Here is a 20660-nt window from a genome sequence, read left to right as displayed (position 1 = left end):
GGGATGCCGACGCGCGGCATCCCCCACGCACGTCAGGACTTGACGATGTCGTAGGCGAAGAACTGCGAGTTCAGGCCGTTGACGGGGTAGCCGCTGAGGTCGCTGGAGGCGACCACGATCTGCGGGTACAGGTACAACCATACGCTCGCGGCATCCGCGGCGATCTTCTCGTTGACCTGCTTCAGAAGGGCGGTCTGCTCGTCGGTCGTCGCTGCCTGCTCGGCCTCGGCGACCCACTTCTGCACATCGGCGTCGTTGTAGCCCCAGTAGAAGTCGGGGTTGCCGTACCAGACCACATCGCGGTCGTTCACGTGCTCCTGCAGCGTCGCCTGGAAGTCCTGCTCCTTGAAGACCTTCGTGTACCACTCGTCGGCGCTGATCGTGTTGATCTCGACGGTGATGCCGACCTCGGCGAGCTGCGACTGCAGGAACTCGGCCACGGCGGGGTGCGGGTCGTAACTCGGGGTGTCGAGGGTGAAGGTGAACCCGTCGGCGTAGCCCGCCTCGGCGAGGAGCTTCTTCGAGAGGTCGACGTCGTACGGGTTGACCTTCGTGAGGTCCTCGTACCAGGGGTCGGTGGGCGGCACCATCGAGCCGATCAGTGTGCCGTAGTCACCCCAGATCGACTCGAGGAGCTTCTTCGTGTCGATCGCGGAGTAGATGGCCTTGCGCACGAGCGTGTTGTCGAAGGGGGCGACGCGGTCGTTGAAGGCGAGCAGCTCCTTCGTTGTCGAGGTGCCCTCGCTCACGACGTAGTCGTCGGAGTCGAACTGGGTGAGCGAGTCGGGGTTCTGCACGCTCGTGATGACGTCGATCTCCCCGGTGAGGAGCGCGTTGTTCTCCGCCGTCGCGTCCGTGAAGTACGTGTAGACGACCTCGGCGTTCTTGGCCGGATCGCCCCAGTAGTCGTCCCAGCGCTCGAGGGTGAGGGTCGAGCCCTTCTTCCACTCGTCGAGCGTGTAGGGGCCGGTGCCGTCTTCGGTGCTCGTGATATCGCCTGCCTCGTCGTTCACGATCCACACGTAGCTGAGGTTGTAGAGGAAGGAGATCGACCGCTGCGAGAGCGTGAACACCACGGTCTTGTCATCGGGGGTCGCGATGTCGGCGATCGTCTTGAAGCTCGACTTGCGGGCGGAGACGGAGTCCTCGGCGGTGACGGCCTCGATGCTGGACTTCACGTCGGCGGAGGTGAGCGGGTCTCCGGAGTGGAACGTCACGTCGTCGCGCAGGGTGATCGTGTACGTCAGGCCGTCGTCGGACACCTGGGCGTCCTCGGCGAGAAGCGGCTCGACCTCGCCGTCGTCGGTCAGCCGGTAGAGGCCTTCGTAGACGTTTCCGGTCAGCGCTTCGGTCACGCCCTGGCCGCCGCCCTGGGTGTTGCTGAGGTTGGTGGGCTCGTACAGCGAGCCGATGACGATCGTGGCGTCTTCGCTCGCAGTCGCGTCGTCGTTCGCGCCGGACGCGCAGCCCGCCACGAGGGCGAGAGTGGCGACGGCGCCGAGCGCGCCGAGGATGCGGGTTCTTCTCATGAGTACTCCAGGGTGAGCGGGTGCGGCGTCACGCCGCGTAGATGTCGAAGCCGTCGCGGAACACGACGTTCTTCTCGCCTGCTCGGATAGGCAGGGGGAAGCGGTTGGACGCCGGCGGGAGCGGGCAGTTGTACTGCGCGCTGAAGCCGCAGGGCGGCACGAACGCACGGTTGAAGTCGAGGACGACGGAGCCCTCGTCGTCACGCAGCTCGACGAACAGGAAGCGCCCGGATCCGTAGGTCTCCGATCCGTTCGTCTGGTCGCCGAACACGAGCAGCAGCGTGCCGCCGTCGTCGAAGGCGGCGAGGGTGTACTCGTGGCCGTCGAGCTCGAGGCGGATGTCGCCGGGGACGACCAGGTCGCGCGTGCCGCCGTTGTCGCGGATGTGCTCGAACGACACCCGGCGGTCGCCCGCCACGGGGGTGAAGTGCCCTTCGAGCACCCACGCCGGGTCGTACTCGTAGGTGTCGATGCGGTCGAAGGCGCGAATGGCGCGGGAGTCGGCGTCCCAGACGCGCAGTCCGTGCTCGGCTTCACCGGTCTCGATGTTCGTGCGCTCGATCGGGGTCACGGTCACGGTGTCGGCCGCGGCGCGCTGTTCCGCCTCCACATCTGGGCGTTCGCCGGTCCACCGGGTCTCGATCAGGGCGAGGTTGCCGGTCGCGGACGTGACGGCGGCGCGGCGCTCGGCCTGCCAGTGGGTGTGATCTTCGCGTTCAGACATCACTTTCAATTCTCTTGCATGCAGAACGCGGCGGGGTCGAGCTCGTCACTCGGGGTAACGCGGGTGTGGATCCGGGAGAGAACGACGACGAGATGGTGTCGTGACCGTGCCGGACGGGCACGGAAGGTGGGCCTCCCGCAGCTTCACTCCACGGTGGTGACCTCGGCGAGCACCGCCGCGCGCAACCACGCCGCGTAGCGATCGCGTTCCCAGCCCGATTGCGCGACGAACTGCTGGTAGCTCTCCGGGGAGAGCAGGAACGACAGCACCTCGGCGGTGGCCGGTTCGTCGATGCCGGGTGAGGCGACGCCGCGCCGCCGCAGTTCCGTCACCAGCAGCCGATAGTCCCTGCTCCGGTGTTCGAGGATCCGCCGGAGCGCATCCTCGACCACGGGGTCGGACAGTGCGGCGCCGAGAAGCACCGTCCACAGCCCGTGGCCCCGCTCGTTCGCCGTCGTGATCTGAGTCAGCACGGCATCCAAGAAGACGTCGTCGGGCAGGTCGAGCACTCCCGCGGCGACCTCGGTGTCGGCGAGGGATTCTGCGGCTTCAGATCCGGAGAAGGTCACCTCGAATGCGGCGATCAGCAGCTCGGCCTTCGATGCCGTCGTCTTCACCGTCTCTGCAGAGACTCCGGCTTCGCGGGCGATCGCCGCGATCGTCGTCGCCTGATAGCCCTGGGTGGCGAACAGGTGGGCGGCCGCGGCGACGATGCGCGCACGTGTCTCCTGAGCTTGGCGCGCGCGCAGCTCGGATCTGTAGGCGCGGGGAGCGGCCTCAGTCATTGACTTTCCTCACAGGGTGATGAATACTTCAGCGGTACATTCAATTCTAGGGAAAGACACCGCCATGTCCAGCTACCTCATCACGTGCACGCCCGCACACGGCCATGTCGTGCCGTTGCTGCAGATCGCTCGTCACCTCCTCTCGCTCGGGCACGACGTGAGGTTCCTCACGAGTCGGCGCTACGCCGAGCGCGTCGAAGATTCGGGAGCGCGTTTCGTCCCGCTGCCGGCCGAGGCCGACGTGGACCTGGACGACGCCGACGGCGCATTCCCCGACAGGGTCGGGCTCACCGGTCCCGCAGCACTGCGCTTCGACATGAGCACGCTGTTCGTGCGCCCCGGTGCCGCCCAGCTCGCCGCGGTCCGTGCAGAGCTCGACGCACATCCCGTCGATGCGATCCTCACGGAGCCGCTCTTCATCGGTGCGGCACTGCTGCAGTTGCTGCCCCCGAAAGAGCGGCCGCCCGTCGTGGTGCTCGGCATCTTCCCTCTCGGAGCCCGCAGTCGGGATGTCGCGCCGTTCGGTCTCGGGGTCACTCCACTGTCCGGCCCGATCGGGTGGGTGCGCAACGCGGCCCTGCGCATAATCGCGGAGCGGGTGATCTTCGGCGGCGTTCAGAAGGAGGCTGACGCGATGGCGCGGCACGAGGTCGGACGCCCGCTCGACGGCTTCGTCCTCGACTGGGCAGGCAGCGCTGACGCCTACGTGCAGTTCACCGTGCCGGAGTTCGAGTATCCACGCATCGACCTCGCGCCCACCGTTCGCTTCGCCGGCCCCCTCCCGCCCGCCGCTTCCGACCCGACGCTGCCGTCCTGGTGGTCCGACCTCGACGGCTCACGGCCCGTCGTACACGTCACCCAGGGCACCATCGCCAACTCCGACTTCGCACAGCTCGTGCAGCCGACGATCACCGCGCTCGCCGCATCGGAGGCCCTCGTCGTGGTCTCGACCGGTGGTCGTCCTGTCGACGCATTGGTGGGAGACGTGCCGGCCAATGTCCACATCGCCGAATACCTGCCCTATGACCGCCTGCTGCCTCTGGTCGATGTGCTCGTCACCAACGGCGGCTATGGCGGCGTCCAGCAGGCACTCGCGCACGGGATCCCGCTCATCGTCGCCGGTCAGACCGAAGACAAGGTCGAGGTCTGCGCACGCGTGGGGTGGTCCGGTGCCGGCGTGAACCTGCGCACGAGCACGGCTACTCCATCGAAGGTCGCGCAAGCCGTCGATCTCGTGCTGTCGAAGCCATCGTTCCGCGAGAACGCCGAGCGGATCGGCGCCGCGATGCGGGAAGCGGACACGTGGGGCGCTCTCGACGGAGCGCTGGAGGATGTCGTGGGACGCTGGCCCCACCCGAAGCCTCTGGCATCTGCCCGACGATCATCCCGGGCTGGTGACCGGCCATCGGGGATCGGGCCCGATGGCCGGTCCGCACACTGACGCGGCCGCATCAGTTCCTCCCGTGCGTCACGATGTCTTCTTGAAGCCCCAGTCAAGCCGGGCCCACCGCCCGGTGCATCGTTCACCGCCTCAATTCTTCGCGGGCGCTGAGGGCTCGAAAAAGCTGAAGGCGAATCTGTGTCGGATTCGGGGCGATAGGTGGCGAATCCGACAAAACGCCGATGGACATGTGTTCGGTGCCACGATCCCGCTCCAAAGTGGGGCCGAAGCCGTTCAACCCTCAATACTGTGGACGCGAAAGTGTCAGACGAGGGGAGCGTGGATGCGGCCGACCACGGTCACGGGTGCGTCGCGGCGGTGAGAATATCGATGCCACAGGACCGGCGCAGCGAGTCGCTGAACCTCCAGACGTACCATGCCCTCAGGAACGCGCTTCTCGGGGGCCAACTGCCTCCCGGTGCACGGGTGAACATCGAACTGGTCGCGCGTGAACTCCACGTGTCGACGAGCCCGGTGCGACACGCGCTCAATCGACTGCAGCGGGAAGGCTTCGTCACCGCGACTCCGAACCGTGGTTTCACGACGACCTGGCTCATCGATCAGGACAATGTGCTGAACGTCTACACGTACCGGCAGATCGTCGAGCCTGCTGCAGCGGCGCTCGCAGCGCGACGGGCACCGTCGTCGCACTCGAAAGAGCTCTTGGAGGTCTGCGAAAGGTCTCTGGACGACAGGCGACGCTCACCGCGTGGCGCCCCGGAGCCGCTGCGGCGAAACCGGAGTTTCCACCGGACGGTCGCGGCGGCCACGGGCAACCCGCTCGTGGTGAGATACCTGTCCGATGCGCTCGCCTCCATCCACGTAGGCCCCGTGCATCTCGAACGGACGGCGTGGGAGCAGTCATGGGAGGAGCACCGGGAGATCGCTTTCGCGGTTCGGGACGGCGATGCGGAGGCTGCCGCCGCGTATATGCGAGCCCACCTTCAGAACGGGCTTGATCGGATCAAGTTCTGCGCGGAGAAGCGTCCCGATGAGCACGAGTGATCGTTCTGAGCTGAGGCGCAACACAATCCGGCTGCGGTGCCGGGCGCGCTCGAATGACTCGAATGAGAAGCGCGGGGCATCGCCCACGATGGTCTCCGTCACGCAGGACGGGAGAGCGGACGGACGAGACCTCACCCGTTGAGTCGCTCGGTGAGATGCACCGTCACCTCGTCGCCGTCGCTCTTGCCGATGCGTTTGCGGATCGCGGCCGCGATCGGGAGCTTGTGCGTCCCGTCGCCGAGCGCCATGAAGGCACCCCGGAAGGGCTCGCCGTCGACCGAACCCGCGACCTTCACGAGTCCGCGCGTGCCGAAGATCGTCGCCGAGTCATCGAGTTGCACGCAGGTCCAGGTATCGCCTTCGCGCACCTTTCCGAGGGTGGCTGTGAACGTGATATCGAGGGGCGTGGGCATGGCAGTCTCCTTCTGGATCAGAGGAACGATCCGACGATCGCCCCGATGATGACGAGTTTGAGGATCCAATCGAGCAGGTGGATGCCCGCCGCGGAGGGGGCGGTGCCCTCGTGCACGACACCGCCCATGAGCAGGGTGAGGGGGAGCGCGCTCAAAGCCAGCCCGAGGAGGGCCCCGGTGCCGATGCCGTGCCACCCCGCCGCGAGCATCAGGCCGGCCAGGAGGCACGAGGCGATGAGGCTGCGGAGCGCGACGGATGCCATCTGCGCGATGACCGGAAGGCCCTTTCGGGGTGTGCTCGTCCTCGAGATCACGGCCGAGACCGGGGGTAGGGCGTACAGCGCGGCGCTCGCGATGAACGATGCCAGCGTGGCGAGGGCTACGGCCAGAACGATCATGTCTGCTCCTTTAGTACTTACTAGTACTCAAGGTAGATCCGGGGCACGGAACTGTCAAGTACTAAACTTTGAGTTGTGACTACGACGCCTCGAACCCCAGGGCGCCCCGCCGGTCTCACCGGCGATGCTCTGCTCGACACCGCCCGCGATGTCTTCCTCGAATTCGGATACGCCGGAGCATCCATGGACGAGGTGGCGAGGCGAGCGCGGATCTCGAAGGCATCGCTGTACCGGGAGCACGACTCGAAGTCCGCTCTGTACGCGGCGGTTGTGCGACAGTGGGCGCTCGCCGGGCGAGATGCCATGCGACCCGCTCTCGATGCGCTGAAGGCGAACCCCGACATCCGGGCGGGACTTGTTGCGCTCGGTGAGACCATGCGTGCCGGAATGCTGAGCGCTCCCGTCATGGCGATGCGTCGCCTCGTGGTGGCTGAGGCCCCCGCCCATCCCGAAGTCGCGCGAGATTACCTCGCGCAGAGCTGGGACAGCAACATCCGCAATCTCGCTGAGGTGATGACCGAAATCTCCGATACGCACGGACTGGTCGTCGACGATGCGAAGGCCCTCGCGAGTGATTTCACCTGGCTGGTCGTCGGTGCGCCGCTGAACGCCGGGCTTCTCGGTGGGGAGAACACCGCGCAGCCGGTGACCAGGGCGGTCGACCTGTTCTTGACCGCCTACGGTCGTCGCTAGCTCGGACCCGGGTGCGTCGAGGCCGAAGCGCAACATATTGCAACCTCTGCCGGTATACCATTTGGGCATACGCCCAGCAGCGTCAGTCCCCAGCTGACCGTGGGCGGGGCGGCTCAGCCGTCATGCGGAGGGAGAGTGGATCTCTTTTCGATCCCGAGGGGGGATGGGGTGGGAGTTCGGTCCCCAGCCGGCACCCACCCCCACACTCGGGCTCTCCGCCACCGCCGCTCCGGCGTCTCCCGGCTCCATCGGCTCAGTTCATCCGGCTCAGTTCATCCGGCTCAGGATCCAGAACCCGACGATCGCGACCAGGACGATGACGGGCACCCACGTCCCTCCCCGCTTGAGGCGACGGCCCTGTCGTGCGACCCCCGGTGGTGGGGTGAGCATGCCTGCGGGAGGGGCGAACGGGAGCGCGGGCGTCGGCGGCAGTGCCGAGGCCGCTGTCTCGGCGATGAGGCGTTCGTCGCGCCACCGCGCCCACTGATCGAACTTCGTCAGCAATGCTCCGACGGTGCCGAACAACCAGGCCCAGGTGGCGGGGTCGAGGGTCGAGACTTTGCGCTGGGTGTACAGGAACAGCCAGTCGTCAACGATCTCCACGTCGAGCGCTGCGGCGTTGTCGATGAAACGCGCCATGATGTCGGGCGTGAACAGGTACAGCGCATCGCGTTCGTAGCCGCGGGGGCAGTAGAGCGTGAAGTGCTGATCGAAGTCGCCTTCGAGCGACAGCCGTTGGCTCTTCTGGAACGACGCCGGCAGATTCGATCCGAATCCGTTGTTGCCCTTGGCATCGAGCACGATGTTGGGCAGCGGCACATCGAGCTTCACGGCCACGTACCCCCAGCGATAGGTCGTGGAGTTCTTTCCCGACTGCACCGTGTACTGGTAGTTGCCGAACTCGACGAAACGCGGCCTGGTGCCCCTGATCAGATCGGTCGCCTGTCGTGCGCGCCCCAGCTGGAAGATCATGCCGGGCAGGGGCGGGTCGGCGACCTTCGGCTCGTAGGTCATGCCGTTCGCCTGGGCGAATCCGTGCATTCGGTACCGCCGCACCCGCGCGTTGCGGACGCTCATCCAGATCATCACGCCGACCGCGGCCAGGAGCAGCGCGATCAGCACGAGGGGGATCGCCGCTGCTCCGGGAGACTCGCCGAACGACGCGAGGCTCAGCACCACGCCGACGAGGGTCGGGATCAGGACGACCGCGGCGATCGCGACGGCGACGATCCCGATGATCGTGGATGCCGAGGGGCCGCCGGTCGGCCGGGAACGCAGCTCGGCCGCGAAGGCACGCACCTTCGCGGGATCGACGGGGTCGGTGAGAGGGCGGGCGTCGAAGCTCATCGGCGGGCGCTCAGCTGTTCACCGTGTCGGCGCCCCAGGTGAGGTCGGCGCCTTCCGAGAGGGGGAGGGCTTCCAGCTGTTCGTCCGCGCAGAGCGCCTCGATCAGCGCGGGGGAGCCGGCGACGATCGTGGAGTCGAAGTCGACCTCGCTGACCATGACCCAGGAGCGGTCCTCGGGCCAGAGCAGACTCGGGCTCTGCGCCGAGGGCCGGAACCCGTGCTCCTCGGCGGGGCGATCACGCCACGGCACCTGCAGCACCCACTCCGGATCGGCGAAAGCGCGAGGGGGTGCGGAGAACAGCACGTGGTCGCGGCCCGGCAGCTCGAACCTCGGGCCTTCGGAGATCTCTTTCGACAGGATGCCCTCCTGCCAGGTGGGCCTGCGGAAGACGTTGTTGAACGGGTCGCGTGCGCTGCGGTCGAGCATCGCCTGATGGTTCGGGTCGTCCGAGAACGTCAGGAAGGATCGCGAGGGGGTGATCCCGAAGAAACCGAGCAGTCCCCCTCGTCCCTCCCACAGCGCGGCGAAACCGGAGTCAGGGGTCTGCGTGTGGTCCACCAGGTGCGCGGCGACGGCTGCCAGGTGCGCGGGCTCCAGCTCGCCCTCCATCGGGGCGGAGAACTCGCGACCGTCGGGGGCCATCCTCGTGCGCCAGTCGCTCTCGGGCGGGGTGCGCACCAGTCGCTGCCACTGTGCGAGCGGATGCAGAACCGTGCCGAACGCCGCTGCCGTCTCCGCCCACGAGACCTGCTCGTCGACGAACTCGGCCATGAGCGCGTGCTGCTCCGACTCGGGCATGCGCACCAGCTCTTCGGCCGTCGGAACCGCTCGTCCGGGCAGCGATCTGACGATGGCGGGATGGAAGATGCGCGCATATGCCGGATACCCGCGAGGTACCACGCCGTGCATGGTCTCGTAACCCGCATCGAGCCGCTCACGCAGCCATGACCCCGCCGAGGGATCGGACATCCACTCCATGCCACCACGCTACCTGCCGCGCTGCTGCCCACTACGGTAGGAGTCGCGTCACGCGGGTCGACCGTCATGGGGAGAGTTCGAAATGCTGGATCAGGCTGAAGCGATGTCTGGTGAACGAGTGTTCCGCAGGAACCCGCTGCGCTCAGCCATAGGCGCGATCCTGCTCTCCGCTGCACTGTCGGCGGCGACGCTCTTCGTGCTGCCGAAGTTCCTGCCGGGCACCATGAACATCTCCACCCGCGGCGTGGTGGTGCTCGTCGTCGCGATCGCTCTCACCGTGGCGGTGTTCGCCGGGTTCTTCTGGTTCCGCAACATCCGGATCGTCGTGCGCCCCGATGCGGTCGAGATCGGGAAGGCGGGCAATCGCGAGACGTTCGCGCGTGCGTCGACGCAGTTCCGCTCCAAGATCACCGAGCATCGGACCAACGGACTCCCGAGCGGCACGACGCGCGCTCTGATCGTGCAGACGGGCGGCCGTGAGATCACGATCGAGCTGCCGGGGTACTCGCGGACGATGTTCAACGAGCTCATGGCGACGCTGAATCCGATAGCGCTGCCCGTCTTCGACGATCCGGTCGCTGCGGCGCGGGCGGTGTCGCAGCTGCCGACGCAGTTCACCGTCGACGGCACCGGGGAGCGGCGCCTCGCCACCCGGATCACGATCGCCGCGGTCGTCTTCCTCGTGATCGCGGTCGGTGCGGGCCTGCTCGCCGCCGTTCCCGGATTCCTCGAGGGCGAGCTCTCCGCCCTCATCCTGCTCGCGCCGTTCGCCGCGCTCGCCGCCGTCGGTTTCGGGATCGGAGCGCTGCAGCGCCGACGCGTGGTGCGTTCGATCCCCACGCAGGTCTCCGTCGGCGTCCAGGGCATCCGGATCGACGACGTCGACACCCCGTACGCGCACCTCGATCGCATCTGGCTCACTCCGCCCGCCTATCCGGTGAGACGGCTCCGACTGCAGCGCGCCGGTGGCGGGACCGCCACCCACCTGCTGGCGTCCTCCCGGGTGGAGATCGTGCCGGAGTACGACGACCTGCTGTTCGTGGTGCGTGCCAGGACCGCCCAGGTGCCCGGTCTGCTCTCCTTGGACCTCGAATGACGACCGGATCGACCGTGCCGCCGGTGGGGCACGACCCCGAGTACCCGATCGTCACGGACCGCTTGCTCCTGCGCCCGATCGCACCCTCGGATGCGGTCGCGATGCACGCGTACAAGTCGGATCCGGACGCCGTGCGCTATGTGCCCTACCCACCGCTGAACCTCGCCGACGTCGAGCAGCGCATCGCCACCACCTGGGCGAACACGCGATTCGCGGCCGAGGGCGATGCCGTGTGTCTCGCGGTCGAGGAGCGCGACACGGGGTCGCTCATCGGAGACGTCGTGCTCTTCTGGCGCAGCGAGACCGACCGATCCGGCGAGGTCGGGTACATCTTCGACCCGCGCGCCGCCGGGCGAGGCTACGCGACCGAAGCGGTCCGCGCCCTGCTCGCCCTCGGCTTCGACGGGCTCGGTCTGCACCGCATCGTCGCGCGGATGGACGAGCGCAACACATCGTCCGCTCGTGTGGCGGAAAGGCTCGGATTCCAGCGAGAGGCACGGCTGGTGGAGAGCGAGTGGTTCAAGGGCGAGTGGACGACGCTGCTCGTCTACGCGCTGCTCGAGCACGAGTCGCGCGAGCGCTCCGCGGCGGCCGACGCCTGACGGCATCCTCCATAATCGAGGATGTGACTGCGACTGCAACCCTCCCCTCCCTCGACGGCCGCCGATTCCGGATGGTGTCGTCCACGACCTCGGCGGTCGACCCGGATTCCCCGAGCATCTTCGAGTACTTCGAGCGCGACGGCGCGATCTGGGGCGGGTACGAGGGCGACACGGTCACCTTCGGCAAGTTCGTCGGCACCCGCACCGGCGACACGATCTGGGTGTCGTTCGTGCACGTGCTCAAGAGCGACGGCACGGTCGTGACCGGCGACGGCGAGAGCGAGCTGGAGCTGACCGACGACGGCGGCATCCGCCTCGTCGAGCACTACGAGATGCACGGACTGCCGCAGCTGAGCGTGTGCGAGGAGATCTCGGCCTGACCCGGGTCAGCGTGGCGGAAGCGTGTCACGCCCCGGCGAGGCCGGCGTCCACCGCGTCATGCCCAGGGGTGCGGTGACGCTGCTGCGCTCCGGCAGATCGGCCGGCAGCAGGTAGGGCCGACGGATCACCTCGTCGAGCACGACGACGCTGACCACCGTACGCACCTCTGGCAGCTGGGCGATCACCCCGGTGGAGAACTCGTGCACGCCGCTGACGTCGACGGCCCGGATGAGCAGCATCGCATCGTGCTCGCCCGTCGTGATGGCACACCATTCGACGTCCGGCATCTCCGTCACGCGCTCGCGGAACGACGCCCATGCCTGCGGCATCACCGTGACGAACACGAGCGCCCCGATCGAGAGACCGGCCTTCGCCTGGTCGACGCGCGCGCTGAACCCGGTGATCACCCCGTCATGCACGAGCGACTCGACGCGGGTATAGGCGTTCGCGCGAGAGATGCCGACCTTGTCGGCGAGGGCGGCGATCGAGACACGACCGTTATCACGGAGCACTTCGAGGATTCTGTACGCCGTCTCGTCCAAGGGTGCGGCACTTCGTCCAGAATGCTTCGACTCTTCCGCATTCTTGCTGGACATATTGTTACCCACAATCGAGGTTCTGGACAGAGCGTGCCGAGGTGACCCGCTCTTGCTGGACACATCGTCGCATATGATGCGAATCTGATCCACGGTCGTCCACATCGGTGGCGGCTCACCCGAATGTACTCCTCGCCCTTGGAGGCCCTCATGTCGTCACGCCGTATCACGCCGGTCATCGCGCTCGGAGCCGTCGCGCTCCTCGCGCTCGCAGGTTGCTCGGGAGGGAACTCGGCGAGCAACGGCGGGTCTTCCCAGGGCTCCGACTCCCTCGTCATCGACACCGCGTTCTCGATCGAGACGACCGACCCGGGTCACACCTACGACCCGACCGGCAACATGATCGCCAAGGCGCTCTACGAGACCCTCGTCGACTTCGAGGGCTCCGACGTCTCCACCCCGGTTCCGGGCCTCGCGTCGTGGGAGCAGAACGACGAGGCGACCGAGTTCACCTTCACCCTCGAGGGCGACCGCGTCTTCTCCGACGGTTCGCCCATCGAGGCGAAGGACGTCGTGTTCTCGCTGCAGCGCATCCAGGGCATGGAAGACGCCAAGCCGAACTTCCTCCTCGGCGGCCTGACCATCACCGAGGTCGACGACAAGACGATCACGTTCACGTCCGAGACCCCGTTGCTGCAGCTGCCCGCGATCCTCGCGAACCCGGCGCTCGGCATCGTCAACTCCGACGTCGTGATCGAGAACGGCGGCGCGACCGACGGCACCGACTCGGCGCAGAAGTTCCTCGACGGCGCATCCGCCGGCTCCGGACCGTTCGTCCTCGACACCCTCGACCTCAGCTCGCAGGTCGTGCTCACCAAGAACGACGAGTACAACGGCGACGAGGCGACGGACTACAAGCGCGTGGTCGTGCGCAACGTCTCCGAGAGTGCGACGCAGCTCGCCAACCTCAAGGGCGGCGACTCGATGGTCGCGATGGACCTGAACGGCGACCAGGTCGCCGGTCTCGGCGACGACATCACCGTCGACTCGGTGCCTTCCGGTCAGACCATCTTCCTGCTGCTGAACCAGGGTGCCGCCGGCGGCGACCTGGCGAACGTCAAGATCGCCGAGGCCATCCGCTACGCGCTCGACTACGACGCGCTGCTGGAGCTGGCCGGTGCCGGCTCCGTCCAGGCGACCGGCGTCATCCCTCCCGGCTTCGAGGGCGCGCTCGACAGCGGTGTGAAGCAGGACCTCACCAAGGCCAAGGCGGCACTCGCCGAGGCCGGATACACGGGTCAGACGCTCAAGCTGCAGTTCCCGAACGACTACCCGGTCGGCGGCGTGGAGTTCACCCCCCTCGCCGAGCGTGTGCAGGCACAGCTTGAAGACGCCGGCATCACGGTCGACCTGGCCCCCGCGCCGTTCGCGACCGAGCTCGACGCCTACGTCAACGGCACCGAGGGCTTCGGCCTGTGGTTCTGGGGCCCGGACTACGCCGACTCGGCGAACTTCCTGCCCTTCGCCCCGGGTCTGAAGGTCGGCCTCCGCGCCGGCTGGGCGGCCGAGGCCAACCCGGAGATCGCGGGCATCGCCGCCGGTGCTGCCGCAGCGACCGACTCCGAGCAGCGCACGTCCGCGTTCACCGCGTTCGCCGAGGCGATGCAGGCCGAGGGTCCCTTCGTCCCGCTCATCGTCCCCGGTCGCAACATCTCGTCTGCCGACAGCGTGAAGGGCGCCGTGTACAACTCCGTGTGGGAGATGGACATCGCCGAGATCACGCCCGCCGGCTGATCGGACGACTCATGACGACAGTGGCCGTGCAGAGGCAGGCGCAGCGGCGCCGCTCGCCTCTCGTCGGGTACCTGCTGCGGCGGGCCGGCACCTCCCTGCTCCTGCTGGTGGGCGTGACGATCGTCACCTTCGCGCTCACCAACCTGGTGCCGGGAGACCCGGTCTCGGCCGCACTCGGTGAGGGCGCATCGCAGAACCCCGCGACGCGCGAGGCGTTCATCAAGGCGAACGGACTCGACCAGCCACTGTTCGTGCAGTACTTCATCTACATGGGGAACCTCCTCCGCGGAGACCTCGGCACGTCGCTGGTGACCGGACGCCCGGTCACCAGCGACCTCGCCACGGCCGTTCCCGCGACGATCGAGATCGCGATCGGCGCGATCATCGTCAGTCTCGCGGTCAGCATCGTGCTCGGCACCCTTGCGGCCTATCGCCGCGGACTCGTCACCGACCAGGTCATCCGCGTCGTGACGCTCGTCGGCCTCAGCGTCCCGACCTTCTGGCTGGCGCTGGTCAGCTTCTACGTGTTCTTCCTGGAGCTGCGCATCGCTCCGGGTTCCGGCCGCATCTCGCCGTCGATCACCCCGCCGCCCCGCGTCACCGGGCTCTACACGGTCGACTACCTCCTCAACGGAGACGCCGTCGGCTTCTTCGACGCCCTCGCGCATCTCGCTCTTCCGGTCATGGTGCTCTCACTCGTGACCATCGGACTGCTGACCCGCTTCATCCGCACCTCGGTGCTCGAGGTGCTCGGCAGTGACTACGTACGCGCGGCCCGCGCCAAGGGACTCCCGGCCATGCGTGTGATCCTCGACTACGTGCTGCGCGGCGCCTCGCTGCCGATCCTCACCGTCGTGGGTGTCGCGTTCGGGGCCCTGCTCTCCGGCACGGTGCTCGTCGAGTCGGTGTTCGCCTGGCCGGGACTGGGTACGTACGCCTACAACTCCGCCGCGAACCTCGACCTGCCCGGCATCATGGGCGTCGGCCTCGTGGTCGGAGTCATCTACCTCCTCATCAACTTCATCGTCGACCTGCTGTACGGCGTGCTCGACCCGAGAGTGAGGATCGCATGAGCCGCATCGCCGCAGCGACCCCCGCCGGACGCTTCCGTTTCCGCTGGCCGCGTGCCTGGCGCACCCCGCTCGGCATCATCGGCACCGTGATCGCCGGCGCGTGGATCATCGTCGCCTTCACCGCGCAGTGGTGGGTGCCGTACCCGCCGAACGCGCAGGTGCTCCCTCGACTGCAGGCGCCGGGCATCGACACGCTCCTCGGCACCGACGGCAACGGGCGCGACATCTTCTCGCGTCTGATGACCGGCGCCACCGTGAGCCTGCCGCTCGCGCTCATGCTCGTGATCGCCGCCATGATCATCGGCACGCTCATCGGTGCGCTCGCCGGATACTTCGGCGGCTGGGTCGACGAGACCCTCATGCGCATCACCGACCTGTTCATGGCGTTCCCGACCGTGATCCTCGCGATGGTGGTCGCCGCCTCGCTCGGGCCGTCGCTGTTCAATGCGGTGATCGCGGCGATCGTGGTGTCGTGGCCGCAGTACTCCCGCGTCACGCGCAGCATCGTGCTGGGCCTGCGCGGACAGAACTACGTGATCGCCGGTCGCCTGCTCGGGCACTCGCCGGCGCGCACGCTGTTCGTCGACATCCTCCCGAACATCGCCGGCCCGGTCCTGGTGCTCGCGACGCTCGACATCGGTGCGGCGATCCTGCTCCTCTCCGGACTTTCCTTCCTCGGTCTGGGCGCGCAGCCGCCGACAGCCGAGTGGGGGTCGATGATCTCCGGCGCGATGCAGAACTTCGATGCCTGGTGGCTCGGAGTCTTCCCCGGTCTCGCGATCCTCACGGTGGTGCTCGCGTTCAACTTCCTCGGAGATGCGATGCGCGACGTGCTCGACCCGACCGCCGAGATCACGCACGAGAAGGCTGCAGAGCACAAGGCCTCGGCGACGGGGGTGGCCGCATGAGCGCCTCAGCACTGAGTATCCGCGAGCTGACGATCGACATCGGGCGGCCCCTCGTGAAGGGCGTCTCCCTCGAGCTCGAGGCCGGACGCATCCACGGCCTCGCCGGCGAATCCGGGTCGGGAAAGACCCTCACGTCGCTCGCCGTGCTGGGGCTGCTCCCTCGTCAGGCGAAGACCGGTGGTTCGATCCTGCTCGGCGGCGAAGAGCTCGTCGGTCTGAAACGTCGTTCCCTCAACCGGGTGCGCGGCGCGCGCATCGCCATGGTGTTCCAGGATCCGTCGGCGTCGTTGCACCCGCAGCTGCCCGTCGGTCGTCAACTCACCGACCACATGCGCGTGCATCTCGGACTCAAGGGTGCGGCGGCACGGGAACGCGCCGTCGAACTGCTCGAGACCGTGCAGGTGCCCAATCCGACGGAGGCGCTGAAGCGCTACCCGCACCAGTTCTCGGGCGGACAACGGCAGCGCATCGCGATCGCCTGTGCCCTCGCCTGCGACCCCGAGGTGTTGCTGGCGGATGAGCCGACCACCGCGCTCGACGTGACGGTGCAGGCGGGGATCCTTCAGCTGCTGCGAGACCTCGCCGTGGAGCGGAACCTCGCCGTACTGCTCGTGACCCACGACCTGGGCGTGATGAGCGCGATCGCCGACACGGTGGCCGTGATGAAGGACGGTCGGATCGTGGAGCTCGCCGACCGCGAGACGCTGTTCCGCGATCCGCAGCACGAGTACACGCGTATGCTGCTCGCGGCCCTGCCGGGTTCGCGCATCGATGAGGCACCGGAAGGGCAGGCCGCAGATGAGTGAGGTCGCAGTCCTCGACGCGCAGGACGTGGTCGTGCGCTACCCGGGCAACCCGCCGGTGATCGCCGTGAACGGGGTGTCGATCAGCGTCGCCGCCGGGGAGACCGTCGCGCTCGTCGGCGAGTCCGGCAGTGGCAAGTCCAGCCTCGCCCGTGCCGTCGTCGGCATCGAGAAGACCGCTGCGGGGACGGTTCTCTTCCGCGAAGCACCCGTCTCGCCGCTCGGCATCCGCCGTCGCTCGCTCGCCCTCACCGGCATCCAGATGGTCTTCCAGGATCCGGCGACGTCGCTGAATCCCCGACGCCGTGTCGGAGACCAGATCGCGGACGGTATCGCGACGGCACGGGCACGAGGTGCCGAAGGATCCACCGTCGACGAGTGGCTCGAGCGCGTCGGGCTGCCGACGAACGTGAGCACCCGCTTCCCTCATCAGTTCTCCGGCGGGCAGAAGCAGCGCATCGCGATCGCCAGGGCGCTGGCGGCCCGACCGTCGCTGCTCGTGGCCGACGAGCCGATCTCGGCGCTCGATGCGTCGACCCAGACGAGTGTCGCCGGCCTGATGCGCGACCTGGTGGCCGAGTCGGGTGCGGGCATGCTGTTCATCTCGCACGACCTCGCCGTGGTGCGCCGCATCGCCGACCGCACCTTCGTGATGTTCGGCGGTCGCGTGCTGGAGTCGGGTCCGACGGATCAGCTCTGGGCCGCTCCGCAGCATCCCTACACGCAGGCGCTCCTGGCTGCTATCCCCGAGCCCGACGGCGCCGGACGCATCCCCGCCGCCCCCACTGTCGACGACCGCACGGTGTGGGCGGAGGTTCCCCCGGTCGCGTACTGACCCGCGGCGGCTCCTGCCGAAACGGAGACGACCCCTGCCGCAGGCGGAGTGTCGAGGTACGACACTCCGCGCTGAGAGGGGATCGTCTCCGTTTTCGCTTGCGCTCCGAGTGGCGGTGCTGGGTAAGCTTAGGCAACCCTTACAGCTCGGAACGGTGCCCCCATGCCTCTCACCCGCTTGAAGGCGCTCGCCGCCCTCGTCGCCGTCACCGTCTCGGTGGCCGCTCTCACCTCCTGCGCCCCCGCCGCCGACGGCACGGGAAACACCCCCGCCGGCGACCCTGGCGCCTTCCCCGTCACGGTCGAGCACGCCTACGGCGAGACCACGGTCTCTGAGCAGCCGCAGCGCATCGTCTCGGTGGGCTACACCGAGCAGGACACCCTCTGGGCGCTCGGACTCGAGCCCGTCGGCGTGACCGATTGGTACGGAGACTACGACTTCGCGTCCTGGCCCTGGGCCGACGAGGCGCGAGGCGACTCCGAGCCCGAGGTGCTCACGACCAGCGACGGCCTGGACTTCGAGGCCATCGCGCTGCTCGATCCCGACCTCATCATCGGGACGAACGCCGGGCTGACGGAGGAGGACTACGACCGCCTGTCCGACATCGCCCCCACGGTCGCCCACTCGGGCGACTACTCGATGTACTTCGAGCCGTGGGATGTGCAGACCCTGCAGATCGGCGAGGCCGTGGGGATGAAGGACGAGGCGCAGAAGCTCGTCGACGACATCGACGCGAAGTTCGCCGACGCCGCGGCCGCCAACCCCGAGTTCGCCGGGAAGTCGATCGTCTTCCTGCAGAACGCCATCTACGACGGCGCCGCGATCGCCTATCAGGACGGCCTCAGCACTGACTTCCTCACCGGTCTGGGCTTCACGGTCCCGTCGGACATCGATGCGTACGCGCCGAAGGATGCCTCGGGTGGCCAGGCCTACATCCCGGTCGAGAACCTCGACGTGCTCAACGCCGCCGACGTGCTGATCTGGGGTACCGAGTCGGACGACGATATCACGGCGCTCGAGGGCGAGGCCTTCGTCACCGCGATCGACGCCATGAAGAACAACTCGGTCGTCTACACCGACGGAGTCACCGCCGGCGCGATCTACTTCACCTCTCCGCTCAGTCTCCCGTACGTGCTCGACGCCCTCGTGCCGGCGCTCGCGGATGCCGTCGCCGGGAACGGGCCCGCCCGAACCGCGGAGTGACCCTCAGCACGCGCACGAACCGCGGTCCGCGCCGGCTCTCCGCCGGGCGGACCGCGCTCGTCGTCGTGCTCTCCGTGCTCGCTCTTCTCGTTGCGGCCGTCGTCGGGTTGACGGTCGGCACGAAGTACGTCGGGCTCGACACCGTGCTCGACACGATCTTCCGGTACGACGGGAGTGACCTGCAGCTCGTCGTGCGCGAATCGCGCATCCCGCGCACCGTGCTCGGGATCGTCGTCGGGCTCGCGCTCGGCGCGGCCGGCGCCATCATGCAGGGGCTGACCCGCAACGCGCTGGCCGATCCCGGGCTCCTCGGCGTCAATGCCGGTGCATCGGTCGCAGTCGCGATCGCCGTCGCGGCGCTCGGTATAAACGCCTTCCCACAGCTCATGGCCTTCGCCCTCGTCGGCGCCCTGATCGCGACCGTCGGAGTCGTTCTGCTCGGAGCAGCGGGCGGGGGCAGCCCTGTGACGCTGGTGCTCTCCGGTGTCGCGCTCACGGCGGTGCTCGCCGGCATCACGACCGCACTCGTGCTGCTCAATCCGACGGCTTTCCTGCAGATGCGCAGCTGGGAGTCCGGGGCGCTCGCGGGGCGCGAACTCTCGATCCTCCTGGTCGCCGGTCCCGCGATCGCGATCGGCCTGGTGCTGGCCCAGCTGATGACGAGGAGCCTTGATCTGATCGCCCTCGGTGACGACACCGCGGCAGCGCTCGGCGTGAAGATCGGCCTGCTCCGCGTCGGATCGATAGGAGCTGTGACGCTGCTGGCAGGCACCGCGACGGCGGTTGCCGGACCGGTCGCCTTCCTTGGCCTTGCAGCTCCGCATATCGCACGCGGTATCGTCGGGCCGGCCCAGAAGGCGGTCGTCCCGCTCGCCGCCGTCATCGGTGCGATCGTCGTCGTGCTCGGCGACGTCATCGGTCGGGTCATCATCGCGCCGCAGGAGGTGCCGGTCGGCATCGTCATGGCGTTCGTCGCCGCGCCGTTCCTGATCTGGGTGGGCCGCCGCAGGAATCCGGTGCAGATGTGAACGTCTCGACCCGCACCGACATCCGCCGCGCACGTCGCACCCTCGGCCGACGCGGACGCTGGGCGATGGGCATTCTCGTGGCCGCCCTGCTGGCCTCGTTCCTCGCGAGCCTGTCCATCGGCGACACCGTGCTCTCGCCGATCCGTGTGATCCAATCCCTGTTCGAGACGCAGGGCGGCATCCGCATGGTCGTGGTCGACTGGCGGCTTCCGCGCGCGCTCGCCGCGGTGTTCTTCGGGGCGGCGCTCGCGCTCTCCGGAACGGTCTTCCAGACCATCACACGCAACCCCCTCGGAAGTCCCGACGTGATCGGATTGACGACCGGCGCCTACACGGGTGCCCTGGTGGTGATGACCAGCGGCAGCGGATCGGGCGCTGCGGTCGCGATCGGCGCGATCCTCGGCGGCTTCGCCACGGCCGCTCTGGTCGCGCTGCTGATCGCCGGTCGTGGCGCCCTGGGGTATCGCATCGTGATCGTCGGCATCGGAGTGAGCGCCGTGCTCGCCGCCCTGAACTCCTGGATGCTGCTGCGCGCCCGACTCGAGGTCGCCGTCTCCGCGGCGATCTGGGATGCCGGATCGCTGAACGGGGTCGGATGGCAGCAGGCGACTGTGCCGATCATCGTGGTGACGGTGCTGATGCTGCTGGTCGTCCTCGCCCGACGCGGGCTGTGGCTCATCGAGCTCGGTGACGAACTGGGCACCAGTCTCGGTGGACGCATGGGCCTGGCCAAGATCGGGCTCGTGGCGATCGCCGTCGGCCTCACCGGTGTGGTCACCGCCGTGATCGGACCGATCGCGTTCGTCTCACTCGCGGCGCCGCATCTGGCGCGCCTCGTGGTCAAGAGCGGAACAGCGCATCTCGTGGCGACCGCGCTCATGGGTGCCATGCTGCTCTCGGTCGCCGACATCATCGGGCAGAACCTCGTGCCCAAGCATGCCCTGCCCGTCGGCGTGGTCACCCTCGTGCTCGGTGGTGTGTATCTGGTCTTCCTCGTCGTGCGTACTGCTCGGCGGCGCTACTGACTCGCATCCTCCTGCCGAAACGGAGACGACTCCTTCCGCCTGCGGAGTGTCGAGGTGTGACA

The 20660-nt window shown here is 68.0% G+C and carries 22 protein-coding genes; 14 read left to right on the top strand and 8 right to left on the bottom strand.

All coding sequences use genetic code 11. From position 1 onward, the window contains the following. Window positions 1-32 precede the first annotated feature (32 nt). The 3 genes from AB4070_RS11945 to AB4070_RS11935 all read right to left on the bottom strand — a co-directional run bounded on the left by AB4070_RS11945 (window position 33) and on the right by AB4070_RS11935 (window position 3038). A complete protein-coding gene (locus tag AB4070_RS11945; RefSeq protein ID WP_441980283.1) occupies window positions 33-1529 on the bottom strand; it encodes an ABC transporter substrate-binding protein in 1497 nt (498 codons plus the stop codon). Between the two features lie 28 nt (window positions 1530-1557). Then, window positions 1558-2253 carry a DUF1684 domain-containing protein gene (locus AB4070_RS11940; protein WP_441980282.1) on the bottom strand — a complete coding sequence of 232 codons (696 nt, stop codon included), beginning with the start codon at window positions 2251-2253 and terminating at the stop codon, window positions 1558-1560. 143 nt (window positions 2254-2396) lie between these two features. Further along, on the bottom strand, window positions 2397-3038 hold the full coding sequence (locus AB4070_RS11935; protein WP_441980281.1) for a TetR/AcrR family transcriptional regulator: 642 nt from the start codon (window positions 3036-3038) through the stop codon (window positions 2397-2399). Between the two features lie 64 nt (window positions 3039-3102). Between AB4070_RS11935 and AB4070_RS11930 the strand changes: the two genes are divergently transcribed. Together AB4070_RS11930 and AB4070_RS11925 are read left to right on the top strand one after the other, a co-directional pair. Further along, window positions 3103-4479, top strand: coding sequence for a nucleotide disphospho-sugar-binding domain-containing protein (locus AB4070_RS11930; protein WP_441980280.1), 1377 nt, complete (start codon window positions 3103-3105; stop codon window positions 4477-4479). Window positions 4480-4728: 249 nt separating this feature from the next. Beyond that, window positions 4729-5484: a GntR family transcriptional regulator gene (locus AB4070_RS11925; protein ID WP_441980279.1), complete on the top strand. Its 756-nt coding sequence runs from the start codon at window positions 4729-4731 to the stop codon at window positions 5482-5484. A 131-nt stretch (window positions 5485-5615) separates the two neighbouring features. On the opposite strand, the gene AB4070_RS11920 is transcribed toward AB4070_RS11925, so the two are convergent. Continuing rightward, on the bottom strand, window positions 5616-5897 hold the full coding sequence (locus AB4070_RS11920; protein WP_441980278.1) for a DUF1905 domain-containing protein: 282 nt from the start codon (window positions 5895-5897) through the stop codon (window positions 5616-5618). A gap of 17 nt (window positions 5898-5914) precedes the next feature. After that, a complete protein-coding gene (locus AB4070_RS11915; RefSeq protein WP_441980277.1) occupies window positions 5915-6295 on the bottom strand; it encodes a DUF1761 family protein in 381 nt (126 codons plus the stop codon). A gap of 75 nt (window positions 6296-6370) precedes the next feature. On the opposite strand from AB4070_RS11915, the gene AB4070_RS11910 reads away from it, so the two are divergent. Then, complete coding sequence (locus tag AB4070_RS11910) at window positions 6371-6988, top strand: TetR/AcrR family transcriptional regulator (protein WP_441980276.1); 618 nt, start codon at window positions 6371-6373, stop codon at window positions 6986-6988. A gap of 267 nt (window positions 6989-7255) precedes the next feature. Here the strand turns inward: AB4070_RS11910 and AB4070_RS11905 are convergent, their stop codons facing one another. Then, window positions 7256-8335, bottom strand: coding sequence for a hypothetical protein (locus AB4070_RS11905; protein WP_441980275.1), 1080 nt, complete (start codon window positions 8333-8335; stop codon window positions 7256-7258). Between the two features lie 10 nt (window positions 8336-8345). After that, window positions 8346-9314 (bottom strand): hypothetical protein, encoded by a 969-nt coding sequence (locus AB4070_RS11900; protein ID WP_441980274.1) that lies wholly within the window; start codon window positions 9312-9314, stop codon window positions 8346-8348. 103 nt (window positions 9315-9417) lie between these two features. On the opposite strand from AB4070_RS11900, the gene AB4070_RS11895 reads away from it, so the two are divergent. The 3 genes from AB4070_RS11895 to AB4070_RS11885 are packed head-to-tail and all read left to right on the top strand — an operon-like array spanning window position 9418 to window position 11392. Beyond that, entirely contained in the window at window positions 9418-10410 is a 993-nt protein-coding gene (locus tag AB4070_RS11895) for a hypothetical protein (RefSeq protein ID WP_441980273.1), read from the top strand. Next, window positions 10407-11012 (top strand): GNAT family N-acetyltransferase, encoded by a 606-nt coding sequence (locus AB4070_RS11890; protein ID WP_441980272.1) that lies wholly within the window; start codon window positions 10407-10409, stop codon window positions 11010-11012. The genes AB4070_RS11895 and AB4070_RS11890 overlap by 4 nt, the downstream gene beginning before the upstream one ends. Before the next feature lie 23 nt (window positions 11013-11035). Further along, entirely contained in the window at window positions 11036-11392 is a 357-nt protein-coding gene (locus AB4070_RS11885; protein WP_441980271.1) for a hypothetical protein, read from the top strand. Between the two features lie 6 nt (window positions 11393-11398). On the opposite strand, the gene AB4070_RS11880 is transcribed toward AB4070_RS11885, so the two are convergent. Beyond that, window positions 11399-11989, bottom strand: coding sequence for an Lrp/AsnC family transcriptional regulator (locus tag AB4070_RS11880; RefSeq protein ID WP_319031352.1), 591 nt, complete (start codon window positions 11987-11989; stop codon window positions 11399-11401). Window positions 11990-12139: 150 nt separating this feature from the next. Here AB4070_RS11880 and AB4070_RS11875 point away from each other — a divergent pair, with 150 nt between their 5' ends. From AB4070_RS11875 to AB4070_RS11840, 8 genes are all read left to right on the top strand, one after another. Further along, a complete protein-coding gene (locus tag AB4070_RS11875) occupies window positions 12140-13723 on the top strand; it encodes an ABC transporter substrate-binding protein (protein WP_441980270.1) in 1584 nt (527 codons plus the stop codon). An 11-nt stretch (window positions 13724-13734) separates the two neighbouring features. After that, window positions 13735-14796: an ABC transporter permease gene (locus AB4070_RS11870; protein WP_058631931.1), complete on the top strand. Its 1062-nt coding sequence runs from the start codon at window positions 13735-13737 to the stop codon at window positions 14794-14796. Continuing rightward, window positions 14793-15704 carry an ABC transporter permease gene (locus AB4070_RS11865; RefSeq protein WP_017203805.1) on the top strand — a complete coding sequence of 304 codons (912 nt, stop codon included), beginning with the start codon at window positions 14793-14795 and terminating at the stop codon, window positions 15702-15704. Before AB4070_RS11870 ends, AB4070_RS11865 begins: the two co-directional genes overlap by 4 nt. Further along, window positions 15701-16510 (top strand): ABC transporter ATP-binding protein, encoded by an 810-nt coding sequence (locus tag AB4070_RS11860; protein WP_441980269.1) that lies wholly within the window; start codon window positions 15701-15703, stop codon window positions 16508-16510. Before AB4070_RS11865 ends, AB4070_RS11860 begins: the two co-directional genes overlap by 4 nt. Then, window positions 16503-17342 (top strand): ABC transporter ATP-binding protein, encoded by an 840-nt coding sequence (locus tag AB4070_RS11855; RefSeq protein WP_441980268.1) that lies wholly within the window; start codon window positions 16503-16505, stop codon window positions 17340-17342. The genes AB4070_RS11860 and AB4070_RS11855 overlap by 8 nt, the downstream gene beginning before the upstream one ends. Before the next feature lie 162 nt (window positions 17343-17504). Next, on the top strand, window positions 17505-18545 hold the full coding sequence (locus AB4070_RS11850) for an ABC transporter substrate-binding protein (protein WP_441980267.1): 1041 nt from the start codon (window positions 17505-17507) through the stop codon (window positions 18543-18545). Next, entirely contained in the window at window positions 18542-19573 is a 1032-nt protein-coding gene (locus AB4070_RS11845) for a FecCD family ABC transporter permease (RefSeq protein ID WP_441980266.1), read from the top strand. The genes AB4070_RS11850 and AB4070_RS11845 overlap by 4 nt, the downstream gene beginning before the upstream one ends. Next, window positions 19570-20598 (top strand): FecCD family ABC transporter permease, encoded by a 1029-nt coding sequence (locus AB4070_RS11840; protein WP_441980265.1) that lies wholly within the window; start codon window positions 19570-19572, stop codon window positions 20596-20598. The genes AB4070_RS11845 and AB4070_RS11840 overlap by 4 nt, the downstream gene beginning before the upstream one ends. Window positions 20599-20660 lie beyond the last annotated feature (62 nt).

Origin of the sequence: Microbacterium sp. 2RAF4 (assembly GCF_052115285.1) — a bacterium.
Taxonomy (GTDB): domain Bacteria; phylum Actinomycetota; class Actinomycetes; order Actinomycetales; family Microbacteriaceae; genus Microbacterium; species Microbacterium oxydans.
The sequence above is the reverse complement of the archived record's forward strand: the minus strand, read 5'-3'. Positions and strand labels throughout refer to the sequence as shown.